Raw genomic sequence first — 13,644 nt, forward strand, 5'->3', positions numbered from 1 at the left:
GGGCGTGGTCACGACATCGGGTCAGCGGCCTGCGGCAGCTGCTCCGGCACGCTCTCGAACGTCTCCGGCGACCCCACGATCGGGATCGAGGTCGTGACGACCGGCACGGATGCCGACAGCAGCGACCCGTCGTCGCGGGTGACATCCGCGAACTGGCGAATCGAGGGCCGCCCGGGAATCACCGGGCCCTGGTCGGCAAGCGGAATCATCAACTCCTGCTCGGGCTCGACGACGTATCGTGCGCCCCGCACCGAGAACTCCACGGCCTCCCCCGGCCCCGCAGCGATCCACATGCGGTCTCGGGCGATCGTGACCTGAAGCCGCGTGGCCTGCCAGTGCAGAGTGAACGAGAGCTCGGGCCAGTCGGCAGGAAGCCGGGGGTCGAAGCTCAGCTCGCCGAAGTGGTCGCGCATACCGCCGAATCCACTCACCAGCGCGGTCCAGACGCCGCCCGCCGACGCGACGTGGACGCCGTCCGCCGCGTTGTGGTGCAGGTCGCCGAGATCGACGTAGATCGACTCGAGGAAGTACTTCAGGGCGAGGTCCTGGTAGCCGACCTCCGCCGCGAGGATCGCCTGAACGACCGCCGACAGCGTCGAATCCCCCGTGGTCAGCGGGTCGTAGTACTCGAAGTCGGCGAGCTTCTCTTCAGCGGTGAAGTGATTGCCCTGCAAGTACAGGGCCAGCACGACATCCGCCTGCTTCAGCACCTGGTACCGGTAGATCACGAGCGGGTGGAAGTGCAGCAGCAGAGGCCGCTGGTCGGGCGAGGTGTTCTCGAGGTCCCAGACTTCTTTCTCGAGGAAGACCGCATCTTGCGGGTGGATGCCGAAGGCATCGCTGAACGGAATGTTCATCGCCTCGGCCGCAGCTTCCCACGCCTCGATCTCGTGCTCGCCCAGGCCCAGGCGATCCACCATGAGGCGGTATTCCTCCGGAGCGTCCAGGGCCATGTCACGCAGCGTGTGGGCAGCGAACCGCAGGTTGAAGCGGGCCATCACGTTTGTGAAGAGGTTGTCGTTGACGACTGTCGTGTACTCGTCGGGCCCCGTCACACCGTGGATGTGGAAGGAGCGCTCGGAGTCGAGTTCCGTCTCGCGCCAGAAGCCGAGACTCGCCCACATCCGAGCTGTCTCGACGGCGATGTCGACGCCCTCGCGGTAGAGGAACTCGGTGTCACCGGTTGCCCGCACGTACTTCGCGAGGGCAAAACTCACGTCGGCGTTGATGTGGTACTGCGCGGTGCCAGCGGCGTAGTAGGCCGAGGCTTCTTCACCGTTGATCGTGCGCCAGGGAAACAGCACGCCGGCCTCGTTGAGCTGGCGCGCGCGCCTGCGCGCGGCGGGAAGCATCAGGTACCGCATCCGCAACGCGTTGCGCGCCCATTGCGGCGTCGTGTACGCCAGGAAGGGCAGGACATAGATCTCGGTGTCCCAAAAGTAGTGGCCCGAGTATCCCGACCCCGAGACACCCTTCGCGGGCACGCCGAGCCCGTCGGCCCGTGCTGCAGCCTGGGCGAGCTGGAAGAGGCACCAGCGTGTCGCCTGCTGCAGGTCGTCGTGGCCACCGATCCGTACGTCCGAGCGTTCCCAGAACGCATCCAGCCATTCGCGCTGGCCCCTGAAGAAGGCGTCGACGCCCTCGGCCTCGGCGCGATCGAGGGTCCTCCGACACCGATCGACAAGTTCCCGGGCGGGGACACCGCGCGAGGTGTGGTAGCTCACGAGCTTGGTGACGGTGACCGGCACGCCGGCCCTCGCCCGTACCCGGAAGACGTTCTTGGCGATGTCAGGTTCGATCAGGCGCCGCGGGTCGTACTCGTTGTCGGTGGTGATGATGTGGTCGGCGACGACCGCGATCGTCATCTCCGATTCGGTGGCCTTGTAAGCGAGGGCCGATCGCGCGCCGTCCTGCCAGTACTCCTGTGGTTGGAGCACGCGCTGGTGGATTCGCTCGGCCCGGCGAGGATCGAAGCCCGCCTTCTTGGGCGCGACGGGAGTGCCGCCGTAGACATCCTCGCCGTCTTGCCGGTTGATGATCTGACAGCTGATCGTAACGGGGGCATCAGCGTTGAGGACCGTGACGGTCTGGCGCAGGATCGCGAGGTGCTTCTCCTCGAACGACACCAGCCGTTCGTCTTCGATCAGAACCTCTTTGCCCGAGGGCGTGACCCAGAGAATCCGGCGACGCATGACGCCGTCACGCATGTCGAGAACGCGCTCGTACTCGCGCACATCGGCGATGTCGAGCGACAGCGGCTCGTCATCGACATAGACCCGCATGATCTTGGCATCGGGGGCGTTGATGATCGTCTGGCCGACCTCGGCGAACCCGTACGCCTGCTCGGCGTGCCGGATCGGGAACACTTCGTGGAAGCCGTTGATGAAGGTGCCGTGCTCGTGTGCGAAGCGACCCTCCGGACTGTTGCCGCGCAAGCCCAGGTAGCCGTTGCCGACGGCGAACAGCGTCTCGGATACCCCGACCTCGTCATGCGAATAGCTCGTCTCGATGAGCCGCCATGGGTCGATGGGATAGCGATCACGATCGATCACGCGGACTCCTCCGGTTCGGGTGCGAGAGCAGCAGTCGGGATGCCGGCACCGTTGCCGTCGAGAAACTCGGCCAGGTCGGAGACCACCACGTGTGCGCCAGCGTCGCGCAGAATCTCGGCTCCGACGCCACGGTCGACGCCGACCACGAGCGCGAATCCGCCAGCAGCCGCAGAGCGGACACCTGACAGGGCGTCTTCGACAGCCGCGCTGGATGCCGGCTCGACGCCGAGCATCGCGGCAGCCTCGACGAACACGTCGGGGGCTGGCTTGGAGGCCAGCCCGTCCCGTTCGGCGATGACGCCGTCCATGATCACCTCGAAGCGATCGATGATCCCGGCGGCCGTGAGCACTTCCCGGGCGTTCTTGGAACTCGAGACCACCGCGATCCGGGTACCGGCATCCCGCAGCACCTCCAGTAGCGCAAGCGAGCCCGGGTACGGCGCGATGCCCTCGCTTCGCAGCACGCTCTCGAAGACGGCGTTCTTGCGGTTGCCGATGCCGCAGACGGTGTCGAGCTCAGGGGAATCGCTCGGGTCGCCCCAGGGCACTTCGACATCACGGCTCCACAGGAGACTCGCGACTCCGTCGTAGCGCTTCTTGCCGTCGAGGTGCTCGAAGTAGTCGCGCTCGGTGTACTCGGGCGTGATGTTCCACGCCGCGAAGAGCTCCTGGAACATCGACTGCCACGCGTGCATGTGCACCTCGGCGGTCGGTGTCAGTACCCCGTCCAGATCGAAGAGCACCGCGTCGTAGGCGGTGAGATCGGGAAGAGCGTCGGCCACAGGAATCCTCCCGGCGGGTGGCGATGTCGAAAGCATGGGCACGAGCCATGGCAATAGGTCGGGTACGGCTGACGCCGTGGTGCAAGCGTAGTAGTTCGACCCTGCCGTAATGCTGGTTTGCGGGCGCTCAGCCCTGCGCGACGCCCAGAGTTTGCCGAGCGATCTCGAGTTCTTCATTGGTCGGTACGACCAGGACGCTCACCTCAGACGCATCGGTCGAGATACGACGGATGCCGCGCTCCCGCCGCTCGTTTCGTTCGGGTTCGATCTCCACTCCCGCAAAGCCGAGGGTTTCGAGGGCTGCCGCACGAATGATGGGCGAGTTTTCACCGACGCCGGCGGTGAAGGAGATGACATCCACACCGCCGAGCTGCGCGAGATACGCACCGGCGTAGGTGCGGAGGCGATGGATGTAGACATCGAAGGCGAGTGTCGCAGCCTCATCACCATCCTCATAACGCTGTTCGATGTCGCGCATGTCGGAGGCTCCCGCAAGCCCGAGCAGCCCCGAACGCTTGTTGAGCAGGTCGTCGAGGTCGTCGATGGACAAACCTGCGCGCCGCGCGAGCTGGAAGACGATGGCCGGGTCAACGTCGCCCGAGCGGGTGCCCATGACCAGGCCCTCCAACGGCGTGAGCCCCATGGAGGTGTCGACCGAGCGACCACCGTCGATAGCGGTGACCGAAGCTCCGTTGCCCAGATGGAACACGATCTGCTTGAGGTCTCCGAGCGGACGGCCGAGGAATGCCGCTGCTGCTTCGCTCACGAACTTGTGCGAGGTGCCGTGGAACCCGTACCGGCGCAGGCGATGCTGCTCGGCAAGTTCGCGGTCGATCGCATACGTGTAGGCGGCGGGGGCAAGCGTTTGGTGGAATGCGGTGTCGAAGACAGCGACGTGGGGAATCGCGTCGAACGCTTCCTGCGCGGCACGGATGCCCTGGACCGCCCCCGGGTTGTGAAGGGGCGCGAGGACCGAGAGGTCCTCGATGTTGATGAGCACGAGCGGAGTAACCAGCGTCGGCTCGAAGAAGCGCGCACCACCGTGAACGACGCGGTGCCCCACAGCGACGGGGGGATTGGCCTGCAGCGAGGGGCCGTGCGCCGCGAAGGCATCGAGCATCACCTGGAAGCCTGCAGTGTGGTCGGGAATCGGCAGATCCCGTTCGGAGGTCGCGCTCACGAACGTCGGTGCCGGCTCGTCCGCGGCGAACTCCGCTGCGGTGACGGTGTGGCGTGCGTGGCCGTTCTCTTGACCGATCCGTTCCACGAGGCCCGAGGCGAGCACCGCTTCGTTGTCCATGTCGATCAGCTGGTACTTGAATGACGACGAACCGCTGTTGACGACGAGGACGACACTCATGCGGTGGTCCCTTCCTTCTCGCTGGATGCCGGAGCCGCCGCGTCGGCGTCGGCCTGGGCCTGAATCGCGGTGATCGCGATGGTGTTCACGATGTCGTCGACGAGGGCGCCGCGCGACAGATCGTTGATGGGCTTGTTCAGGCCCTGCAGCACGGGCCCGATCGCGACAGCTCCCGCCGAGCGCTGAACCGCCTTATAGGTGTTGTTTCCCGTATTGAGGTCGGGGAAGACGAACACCGTGGCTCGACCGGCGACTTGGGACCCGGGCATCTTCGCTGCGGCGACTGCCGCGTCAGCCGCAGCGTCGTACTGAATGGGACCCTCGACCAGCAGCTCCGGCGCCCGGTCGCGGACGTAGGCGGTTGCTTCGCGCACCTTCTCGACATCCGCCCCCGACCCCGACTCCCCCGTCGAGTACGACAACATGGCGACGCGGGGGTCGATCCCGAACTGCGCGGCGGTCGCTGCAGACGAGATCGCGATGTCGGCGAGTTGCTCGGCGGTGGGGTCGGGAATCACGGCGCAGTCGCCGTAGACGAGCACCCGGTCGGCCAGAGCCATCAGGAAGACGCTCGAGACGACAGACACACCCGGCTTTGTCTTGATGATCTCGAACGCCGGACGGATCGTGTGCGCCGTCGTGTGCGCGGCCCCCGAGACCATGCCATCGGCCAGCCCCAGGTGGACCATCAGCGTCCCGAAGTAGGACACGTCGGTGACGGTGTCGGCTGCCTGATCGAGCGAGATCCCCTTGTGGGCCCGCAGGCGCGCGTACTCCTGCGCGAACCGCTCGACGTAGTGGGGATCGAAGGGGCTGATGATCTGCGCAGCTGACAGGTCGACGCCGAGCTCCGCAGCCCGCGTCCGGATCTCGCCCTCGTCACCGAGGATGACGAGGTCGGCGATCCCGCGCGCGAGAACTGTCGCTGCGGCACGGATGACGCGGTCATCGCTTCCCTCGGGCAGCACGATCCGGCGCCGATCCGAGCGGGACCGCTCCACCAGCTGGTACTCGAACATGAGCGGGGTGACGACCGTCGAGCGGGCGAGACCGAGCGATCTGCTCAGCACCTTGGTGTCGACGTGCTGCTCGAACATCGCCAGCGCTGTGTCGTAGCGCCGCTGGGATGCCGCAGCGAAGCGCCCGCGTGTATTGATGACCTTGACGGCCGTCTCGAACGTGCCCTCGTCGGTTGCGATGACCGGGAGGTTCGAGGCGACGCCATCCATCAGCCTGTCGATCTGTTCCGGTAGCGGGAAGGGTCCGTTGAGCAGGATGCCGGAGATCGAGGGGAACGTGCCCGAGGAGTGAGCGAGCAGCGTCGCCAGCAGAACTTCGGTGCGGTCGGCCGGGATCATGACGATGGAGCTTTCGCTCAGCCGCGGAAGCACATTGACCATCGACATCCCCGCGATCACGACGCCGAGGACCTCACGTGAGAGAAGTTCCGCGTCGCCCTTGATCAGGGTTCCATCGATCGCCGCCATGACTTCGCGCATCGTGGGCGCCACCAGGAACGTGTCCTCAGGAATGGCCCACACCGGCACGACACCGTCGGATGCGACATGCTCGGGTTCGCGCGCGTGATCGATCACCTCGCGCACCGAGGCGACGACATCGTGGATGCGCTCCGGTTCGGCGCGGTTGACGATGACGGCGAGCAGCCCCGCCCGGCCGTGCGCGAGCTCCGCCAACGCGAGGGCGGTGATCTGGCCGATCTCTTCGGGGGTGCGCGCCGGCGACGACCCGAGCTTCTCGGCTTCACCGGTTCGACCACTCATGACGAGCAGGACCGGCGCACCGAGGTTCGCCGCGATCCGGGCGTTGTAGCCGAGCTCTGCGGGAGACCCGACATCCGTGTAGTCGCTCCCCACGATCACGACGGCGTCGCACTGCGCCTCGACAGCCTTGTAGCGCTCGACGATCTTGCCCAGAGCCGCGTCGGGATCGGCCCGCACTTCGTCGTAGGTCACACCGATGCAGTCCTCGTACGGCAGATCGACACCGTCGTGAGCGAGAAGCATCTCGAGCACGTAGTCGGGTTCGACAGTCGACCGAGCGATCGCTCGGAACACACCAACGCGCGGAGTGGCGTGACTCAGCGCGTCGAGTACGCCCAGGGCGATGGTGGACTTTCCGGAGTGACCTTCTGCCGAGGTGATGAAGATGCTCTGCGCCACGTGTTCAGCCTAGGCGCGAGCCCGGGAGCGGCGCAGGCGAGGTGCCGGATAAAAGTAAGACTCTCCGCGCACCCGGCAGAGCCTGGTTACCCTTGCTACGTTTCCGTCCTGGGGGAGTTGGCCTGGATGCCGCCGCGCGGAGAGCTTCCCCTAGTCTAACCGCTCGCCCCGGCCGGGATTCGCGGCGTCCTCCCAGAGCCGCACCCACCCGGCCAAGGTTACGATTGTGCAACGACCGACGAGGCGCCGCGTATCCGACGAGGCGGCGCGCGCACAGGCGGAGGGGGCGGTATGACCGAGAGCGTCATCGGCGAGGATCAGGTCGCCCCGGGAAGCCCGCGGGTTGCCGTGGAGCGATTCGCCGAGGTCACCGACGCGATCCTCGGGGCTATCACGTCCGTGATCGACGGTAAGCCGGAGGCAGCTCGCAGTGCGCTCATCTGCCTGCTTGCCGAGGGGCACCTCCTCATTGAGGATGTGCCCGGCGTCGGCAAGACGATGCTCGCTCGGGCGCTGGCAGCATCCATCGATGCCGCCGTGCGACGCATCCAGTTCACGCCCGACTTGCTCCCGGGCGACGTCACCGGCGTTTCGGCCTTCAACCCCATCGATCGGGAGTTCGAGTTCAAGCCCGGAGCGGTATTCGCGAACATCGTGATCGCCGACGAGATCAACCGCTCCTCCCCCAAGACCCAGTCCGCGCTCCTGGAAGCTATGGAAGAGCGCCAGGTCACCGTCGATGGACACACGCACCTTGTGCCGCATCCGTTTCTGGTCGTTGCCACCCAGAACCCTCTCGAAATGGAGGGGACCTACGCTCTTCCCGAAGCGCAGCGCGACAGGTTCACGATGCGGATCTCGATGGGGTACCCGGATGCTCGCGCCGAAACGCTCATGCTCCGTCAGCGTGAGACCGTGAACCCGCTCGAATCCGTGCGCCCCGTCGTCACGACCCACGAGGTGGCGGAGTTGATCGTGGCGGCGCGACACATCCACGTGGCGCCGGCCATCGAGGAATACACCGTTTCCCTCGCTCAGGCGACCCGCGCTCACCCTGACCTGAAGCTCGGAGCGAGCCCGCGCGCGACGCTGCAACTGGTGCGAGCCGCCAAGGTGGCGGCGGCGCTGGAGGGTCGATCGTTCGTCATTCCCGACGACATCACCGGCCTGCTGCATCCGGTGTTCGCCCACCGCCTGATCGCCACCCGAGCAGCCGGTGGCGCACACCATGGCGAGGCAGCGGTAGCAGGCGCCCTCGATCAGATCGCGGCAAGCGCCCGCGTCCCCCTCGCCTCGCGCCGGTGACATGCACTGGTGGCCGTTCACGCTTCGGGGCACCGGCGCCCTGATCCTTGCGATCGCCTCGTTCGTGATCGCGGGCGAGACCGGCGTCGTCGAGCTTATGTTCTTCGGTGTGCTCATGGCAGCGCTCTGCGCCGGGAGTCTCGCATCGCTCTGGTTTCGGGCAGCTCCCGCCGCCACACCCAGACGGATCGTCCCTGACGTCTCGACGGTCGGCAAACCCACGACGGTCACGGTCACGCTACGACCACCGAACCGCATGATGGGCAGATCGGGGCGGTGGCACGAACTCGCCGACCCGGTCTTCATCGGCGAACTCGAGGGTGATCTGACGTGGAGCGGAGCCGAGCGAGTCGCGACGGTGACCTACAGCGTGACGCCCAGCATGCGCGGCACCCACTCGCTCGGCCCGCTGCGGGTGGTCACCGAAGACCCCTTCGGGCTGGCCCGACGCGCGGTGCGAGTTGTCGATGCCGAATCGGTCAGGGTCGCTCCCGCGCAGGTCGAGGTGACCGCGCTGCGTGCGATGACGGCAACTGCCGGAGGCGCGCTCCACGCCACCCATACCCAGCGAGGCCATGGCGTGGACAATCTGCTTGCCCGCCCCTATCAGCCGGGGGATTCGATGCGCCGCATCCACTGGCGTGCGTCAGCTCACCACGACGGCCTCATGGTGCGCCAGGAAGAGAACGAAGCAGCACCGGATGCCGTCGTCGTGCTCGACCGGGACGACGCGCGCTGGGGCGCTGGGGCAGCTACTGCGCCTGGGCAGGATCCCGCTTTCGAGGCAGCAGTTGCCACGACCGTGTCGGCTGTGGCGCAACTCTCGCGCGACGGCTACACCGTCAGCATCCTCGACAGCGACGGAACCCCGCTCCACGAGCCCATCGAACCGGGCGAAAAGGCGCTCCTCGACGCGTTCGCTGCGGACTGCGCAACCATCATCGCGGGCACCGGGCACAACATCCATGATTTGCCGCGCGCCTTCGCTCGGGTCGGCAGTGGCCCGATCGTCATCATCACCGGCACTGTCTCTGAGTCTGATGTCGCAGCCCTGGCACCCATCGGCGCACACACGACCCTGCCGATCCTGCTGGCCACCGACGCCAGCGCTGACGCCTTCGACCACGCAGCGGAGTTGGGGTGGCGCGTTCAGGCCATTCGCGTGGGACCCGAGATGCCCGGCTGGTGGGACGACGCGCGCGATCAAGGTCCGCGGCGATGAGCTGGTCGACACGATGGCGGGCAGCGCGCAGCGCCCGCCGCCGGGGGACGCGAAACGGACGCTCCGACGCCCTGCTTACCGTCGGTGTGATGATCGGGATCGTCGCCGCGCTTCTTCCCGTAACGCGAGTCATCGCGCCCGGCGCCTGGATCTGGGGAACCCTCGCACTGTCGGGGGCGATCATGGTCACGGGGTTTTTGCTTCGCCGCACCCGGATGTCGGCGATCGGCATCAGCGCCGTCGAGCTTGCGCTCACGATCGGCGTCGTCACAGTTGTGTTCCTGCGAGAGAGCGCTCTGTGGGGAATCATCCCGCTCTTTGCGAGCGTGGATCAGGCAGCGGGCCTCGTGGCCACGGCATCCGAGGAGATCTTCTACAGCGCGGCCCCCCTGGTCCCCACTCCGGCGTTGAGCTTCTTGGTCGTCGGGGCGGCCGGCCTGTTCACGATTGCCGTGGATCACATCGCGTTGACAGCGCGGATGCCACTCCTGGCCGGTGTCGCCCTGTTCACGGTGTCGCTGATTCCTGCGCTCGCGGTGCCCAGCGCCGTCAACCTCTGGTCGTTCGCGCTACTGGCAGCAGCCGTGCTGCTGATGCTTCGCGCCGAGACGCGCGGCCGGGAGCCTCGGGGAGGACGTGCAAGCGGCGCCTCCGCCGTCGCAGCAGGTATCGGCGCGCTCGCGCTCGTCGCGACCCTCCTGATCACTCCCTCGCTCCCCCAGCCAGGCCCCCGGGTTGCGTCCGGGAGCGGGACCGCCGGGATCGATGCATCCCTCTCACTCGGGCAGGATCTGCGTCGCCCCGAGCAGATCGAGGTCCTGCGGATGCGCTCGACCGCGCCGCTGCCTCCGTACCTGCGCGTGGCAACGCTCAGCGAGTTCACCGGCGCCGTCTGGGAACCCGACCGCACGTGGTCGCTTCCCTTGGAAGGCGGAGCCGCGTTCGGCGATGTCGAAACCGGTCCCGGCATCGAGGTGGCCGACTACTCCACGACTGTCGAGATCACCGACCTCTCCGCATCCTGGCTTCCGGTGCCCTTCCCTGCTGTGGGAGTCGAAGGCCTGTCGGGTTCGTGGAACGTGATGCCGCTGAACCGGACGGTCGTGGGCGAGAACGGAGCGACGCAGGGGCAGTCGTATGTCGTCGAGACCCGCGTTCCCGAACCGACCCTCGACCAGATCCGTGCAGCGGATGCCAACCCTGGCCAGGTTCGGGACACGGCATCCGCTCTGCCCGACAACCTCCCCGAGATCATCGCCCAGACCGCGCGAGAGATCACCGCCGGCACCACGAACGACTATGACGCGCTGATCGCGATGCAGTCCTGGTTCCGCGGATCGGACTTCCGGTACTCGCTCGACGCCCCGGTCGAGCAGGGGTTCGACGGGTCAGGCGCTGACGCCGTAGCGGCCTTCCTCGAGGTGAAGTCCGGGTATTGCGTGCACTACGCGTCGGCATTCGCGCTCATGGCACGGACCCTCGATATGCCGTCGCGGATCGTGGTCGGCTATCTGCCCGGTGTCAACACCAGCACTGTCGTTGACGGGCAGAACGTGCGGTCGGTGCTCAGCGGACAGCTTCACGCGTGGCCGGAGGTGTACTTCGACGGGATCGGTTGGGTCGCTTTCGAGCCGACCAACAGCCTCGGGACGGCGACGCGGTTCGGATCGGCCACGGATGCCGCCCAGAACGACGCGGCCAACCCCACGCCAACCGCCTCATCCGCGCCGTCGGCGACGCCGCAGCCCACGCGATCGGCCCTCTCCGAGAACCTCGACACTCCGAATGCCTCGGTTCCCCTTCCCCTGCAGCGGAACCTTGCGGCCTTCGGATGGGGAGCCTTCGCGGTCGGGTTGCTCGCTCTGCTGGCGGCGCCGGGCGTCATTGCTGAGCTGCGCCGACGGCGACTGCTTGCGTCGGCCACGCGCGGTGATGCGGTGGCCGGGTGGGCAGTTGTTCGGGGTACGGCGGTGGATCTCGGCATCCAGGTGGCAGGTAGCGACACCCCGCGGATGCTCGGGGACCGGCTCGTGCGGGAGCACGGCGTTGATGCGGACGCCATGTCTGTGCTCGTATCGGCTATCGAACGTGAGTCGTATGCGCTGGCCGGTGCTCGCACGGTGTCGAGGCAGCGGCCCGGCGATGGCGGAACCGAGCGCGGGACGCTCGCCCAGGCGGCTCGAGAGGTTCGCGGCCAGGTGATGCTGGCGGCATCTCCTGCGCGACGCTCGATCGCCCTGGTTGCGCCTCGGTCGCTCGTGTTCGGCCTGTTCACCCGCGGCTAGACGAAAAAGCCCTGAGCCGCGACCCGTTCGTGAACGGGTCGCGGCTCAGGACAATGGCGGTGACGGTGGGATTTGAACCCCTATCGCAGGTCAACGAATGCCGGCTCGACCGGCGAGATCGGCGTGATTCCGCGGAAGTTCGGCACATGTGCGCACAGTCGAAAACACGCGCGCGCAGATATTCCGTTACCGCTGCGTTACCGCTGGCCCTCGGTCATCGACCGAAGCCACCGCGCTCGTCGTCGCTTGCGCCCGTCAGCATCTGAACAGCGCTCTTCGGGGACCCGTCGAGTGCGCGCAACTCCTCGAGCGCAGCCCTCTGGATCTCGTCGCGGTTTCGCTCGAAATTCTCGCCGCGCAGCATCTGTCCGATGCTACGCGTCGCTCTCCAGAGCCTCGCGGACCTTCTGCGCGAAGCCAGGAACTCCGCTTCGTGAAAGCCGATCAAGCAGCTGGGTGAGCTCCACGGGTGGCTGACGCATAGCGGCCGCCTGTTCCGTCACGATCCGGCAGGCACCCCGCGGCGAGAGATCGAACTGATCCAGGAGGAACGCGTCGGTCCGGATGGCCTCAAGCCCCAGCGGAGCGAGTACGGAGTCTGGGAAGTCCTTCACGTTCTCGGTGACAATGAGGTCGGCCCTGCCGAGAAGTGCGGCCGCCACAACGTGGGCATCGTTCGGGTCGGGCAGTTCGATGCCCTTGGCGAGCGGCTCCCAGCCTTCGACGAGCGCATCGTCAAAGGCTTCGTTCATTGATCGAAACCGGCTACGGAACCGGCTCGGATCGACATCCGGGTGAATGCGCTCGAGCGCTCGGAGCGCTTCGACGAGGACATTCTGCGACCAGACCGGGCGAAACGCACCCGCGTCAGCCATCCGGAGCATGGTGTCACACGGCGCAAGGGGCACGATCACACACGCATCGAGGAATGCCGTGAACCGCGCCACCGCTACGACTGCTTCCGCGCCTCAGCCAACGCCTCTTTATAGGCGTCCGCATCGACGTCATATAGCCCGTCCTCGTCCGCTTGCCGGGTGAGCTCGTCCAAGCGGCTCCGTCGGTCAGCGCGCTTTCGGTCGCGGTATGCGAGAACGTCGTGCAGTCGCAACCTGCGATGCCTGGACTCGCCAAACCGCTCGAAGGGCAGTTCATCTTCATCGAGCAACCGGACCAGGGTGTTGCGGCTGATACCGAGCAGGGTTGCCGCCTGCTGGGTCGTCAGCTGCCGATCGATGGGTTCGACGCTGACAGCCTCGCCGCGCTCCATCGCCGACACCACCTGCCGGAGCACGTCGTACGCCACCATCGGGAGCGGAATCTGCTCGCCATCAGGACCAAGCAGCAGCGCAGGAGCGGTGTGATGCTCCAGGAATCGCGCGAGCTCAAGCATCTCACTGAGGTCCTGAGGCGGGTCGACGACCAACGGGTCTCTCGTTCGTACGGATGCGGTGCTCATGGATCCATATTCGCCCAAATCGGCCAAATCCGCCATATCGTTCAGGACATTGGCGGGAAGTGGAGGACCCGAGCTTCGCTTCACCGACATCATCGGCGCACAGCCGACCGTCGCCACCCCAGAGGCACACCGCTGTGACATCGGCGTTTCCCGGCCGAGCCTGTGGCCGCGTCCAAGCATTTCCTAGCCGCACCAACGCCTGCTTCTCTACGGCGACTGCGCCCAGAGGCGGCCTCGGGACGAACCTGACAGATCAGTATGCTCAGATCTGCCACGCCCGGCCATGAACTAGGGACTCAGGTCATGACGAACAGCACCAACACCAACTACGAACTCAAGACCATCCGCGCCGTCCGCGGCATGGAAGACCGTGCTGTCAAGAAATGGCAAGCCGATGGTTGGCAAGTCGTCTCTCAAGAACGGGGGGCGCTTGACCCCTGATCTTGGACACGCTGATTCCAGCACGATGCTGGGGAAGCGAGAATCCAAGGGATGGCTAGGA

The 13,644-nt window shown here is 66.5% G+C and carries 11 protein-coding genes and 1 other RNA gene; 4 read left to right on the forward strand and 8 right to left on the reverse strand.

Going from position 1 to position 13,644, the window contains the following annotated elements:
* Positions 1-8: 8 nt before the first annotated feature.
* The 5 genes from ACQVDU_RS15690 to ffs all read right to left on the reverse strand — a co-directional run bounded on the left by ACQVDU_RS15690 (position 9) and on the right by ffs (position 7,023).
* The gene (locus ACQVDU_RS15690; protein WP_443477632.1) at positions 9-2,552 is read right to left on the reverse strand and encodes a glycoside hydrolase family 65 protein; all 2,544 of its coding nucleotides are present in this window, start codon (positions 2,550-2,552) and stop codon (positions 9-11) included.
* On the reverse strand, positions 2,549-3,370 hold the full coding sequence (locus ACQVDU_RS15695) for an HAD family hydrolase (RefSeq protein WP_443477633.1): 822 nt from the start codon (positions 3,368-3,370) through the stop codon (positions 2,549-2,551). Before ACQVDU_RS15695 ends, ACQVDU_RS15690 begins: the two co-directional genes overlap by 4 nt.
* 91 nt (positions 3,371-3,461) lie before the next feature.
* The gene (locus ACQVDU_RS15700) at positions 3,462-4,694 is read right to left on the reverse strand and encodes an acetate kinase (RefSeq protein ID WP_443477634.1); all 1,233 of its coding nucleotides are present in this window, start codon (positions 4,692-4,694) and stop codon (positions 3,462-3,464) included.
* Positions 4,691-6,874 carry a phosphate acetyltransferase gene (gene pta, locus ACQVDU_RS15705; protein WP_443477635.1) on the reverse strand — a complete coding sequence of 728 codons (2,184 nt, stop codon included), beginning with the start codon at positions 6,872-6,874 and terminating at the stop codon, positions 4,691-4,693. Before pta ends, ACQVDU_RS15700 begins: the two co-directional genes overlap by 4 nt.
* Before the next feature lie 52 nt (positions 6,875-6,926).
* Positions 6,927-7,023, reverse strand: an RNA gene (ffs, locus tag ACQVDU_RS15710) — signal recognition particle sRNA small type.
* A gap of 142 nt (positions 7,024-7,165) precedes the next feature.
* Here ffs and ACQVDU_RS15715 point away from each other — a divergent pair.
* The 3 genes from ACQVDU_RS15715 to ACQVDU_RS15725 all read left to right on the forward strand — a co-directional run bounded on the left by ACQVDU_RS15715 (position 7,166) and on the right by ACQVDU_RS15725 (position 11,686).
* Positions 7,166-8,179: an AAA family ATPase gene (locus ACQVDU_RS15715; RefSeq protein WP_300594625.1), complete on the forward strand. Its 1,014-nt coding sequence runs from the start codon at positions 7,166-7,168 to the stop codon at positions 8,177-8,179.
* 1 nt (position 8,180) lies between these two features.
* On the forward strand, positions 8,181-9,401 hold the full coding sequence (locus tag ACQVDU_RS15720) for a DUF58 domain-containing protein (RefSeq protein ID WP_443477636.1): 1,221 nt from the start codon (positions 8,181-8,183) through the stop codon (positions 9,399-9,401).
* 89 nt (positions 9,402-9,490) lie between these two features.
* The gene (locus tag ACQVDU_RS15725; RefSeq protein ID WP_443477637.1) at positions 9,491-11,686 is read left to right on the forward strand and encodes a transglutaminase family protein; all 2,196 of its coding nucleotides are present in this window, start codon (positions 9,491-9,493) and stop codon (positions 11,684-11,686) included.
* 214 nt (positions 11,687-11,900) lie between these two features.
* Here the strand turns inward: ACQVDU_RS15725 and ACQVDU_RS15730 are convergent, their stop codons facing one another.
* From ACQVDU_RS15730 to ACQVDU_RS15740, 3 genes are read right to left on the reverse strand one after another with little or no spacing between them, the layout of a single operon-like run.
* Positions 11,901-12,050, reverse strand: a complete 150-nt coding sequence (locus ACQVDU_RS15730) for a hypothetical protein (protein ID WP_300594632.1) — start codon at positions 12,048-12,050, stop codon at positions 11,901-11,903.
* Between the two features lie 10 nt (positions 12,051-12,060).
* Positions 12,061-12,633 carry a PIN domain-containing protein gene (locus tag ACQVDU_RS15735; protein WP_300594635.1) on the reverse strand — a complete coding sequence of 191 codons (573 nt, stop codon included), beginning with the start codon at positions 12,631-12,633 and terminating at the stop codon, positions 12,061-12,063.
* 2 nt (positions 12,634-12,635) lie between these two features.
* The gene (locus tag ACQVDU_RS15740; RefSeq protein ID WP_300594638.1) at positions 12,636-13,142 is read right to left on the reverse strand and encodes a helix-turn-helix domain-containing protein; all 507 of its coding nucleotides are present in this window, start codon (positions 13,140-13,142) and stop codon (positions 12,636-12,638) included.
* Positions 13,143-13,445: 303 nt separating this feature from the next.
* Between ACQVDU_RS15740 and ACQVDU_RS15745 the strand changes: the two genes are divergently transcribed.
* Entirely contained in the window at positions 13,446-13,583 is a 138-nt protein-coding gene (locus ACQVDU_RS15745; protein WP_300594641.1) for a hypothetical protein, read from the forward strand.
* Positions 13,584-13,644 lie beyond the last annotated feature (61 nt).

It is taken from the genome of Microbacterium sp. F2 (assembly GCF_052274505.1).
Taxonomy (GTDB): Bacteria; Actinomycetota; Actinomycetes; order Actinomycetales; family Microbacteriaceae; genus Microbacterium.

Excerpts from the sequence above, each read along its gene's own strand:
- ACQVDU_RS15740 (WP_300594638.1), bottom strand. The coding sequence starts at position 13,142 with ATGAGCACCGCATCCGTACGAACGAGAGACCCGTTGGTCGTCGACCCG.
- ACQVDU_RS15730 (WP_300594632.1), bottom strand. The coding sequence starts at position 12,050 with ATGCTGCGCGGCGAGAATTTCGAGCGAAACCGCGACGAGATCCAGAGG.
- ACQVDU_RS15725 (WP_443477637.1), top strand. The coding sequence starts at position 9,491 with ATGATCGGGATCGTCGCCGCGCTTCTTCCCGTAACGCGAGTCATCGCG.
- ACQVDU_RS15695 (WP_443477633.1), bottom strand. The coding sequence starts at position 3,370 with ATGCTTTCGACATCGCCACCCGCCGGGAGGATTCCTGTGGCCGACGCT.
- ACQVDU_RS15720 (WP_443477636.1), top strand. The coding sequence starts at position 8,181 with ATGCACTGGTGGCCGTTCACGCTTCGGGGCACCGGCGCCCTGATCCTT.
- ACQVDU_RS15745 (WP_300594641.1), top strand. The coding sequence starts at position 13,446 with ATGACGAACAGCACCAACACCAACTACGAACTCAAGACCATCCGCGCC.
- ACQVDU_RS15700 (WP_443477634.1), bottom strand. The coding sequence starts at position 4,694 with ATGAGTGTCGTCCTCGTCGTCAACAGCGGTTCGTCGTCATTCAAGTAC.
- ACQVDU_RS15715 (WP_300594625.1), top strand. The coding sequence starts at position 7,166 with ATGACCGAGAGCGTCATCGGCGAGGATCAGGTCGCCCCGGGAAGCCCG.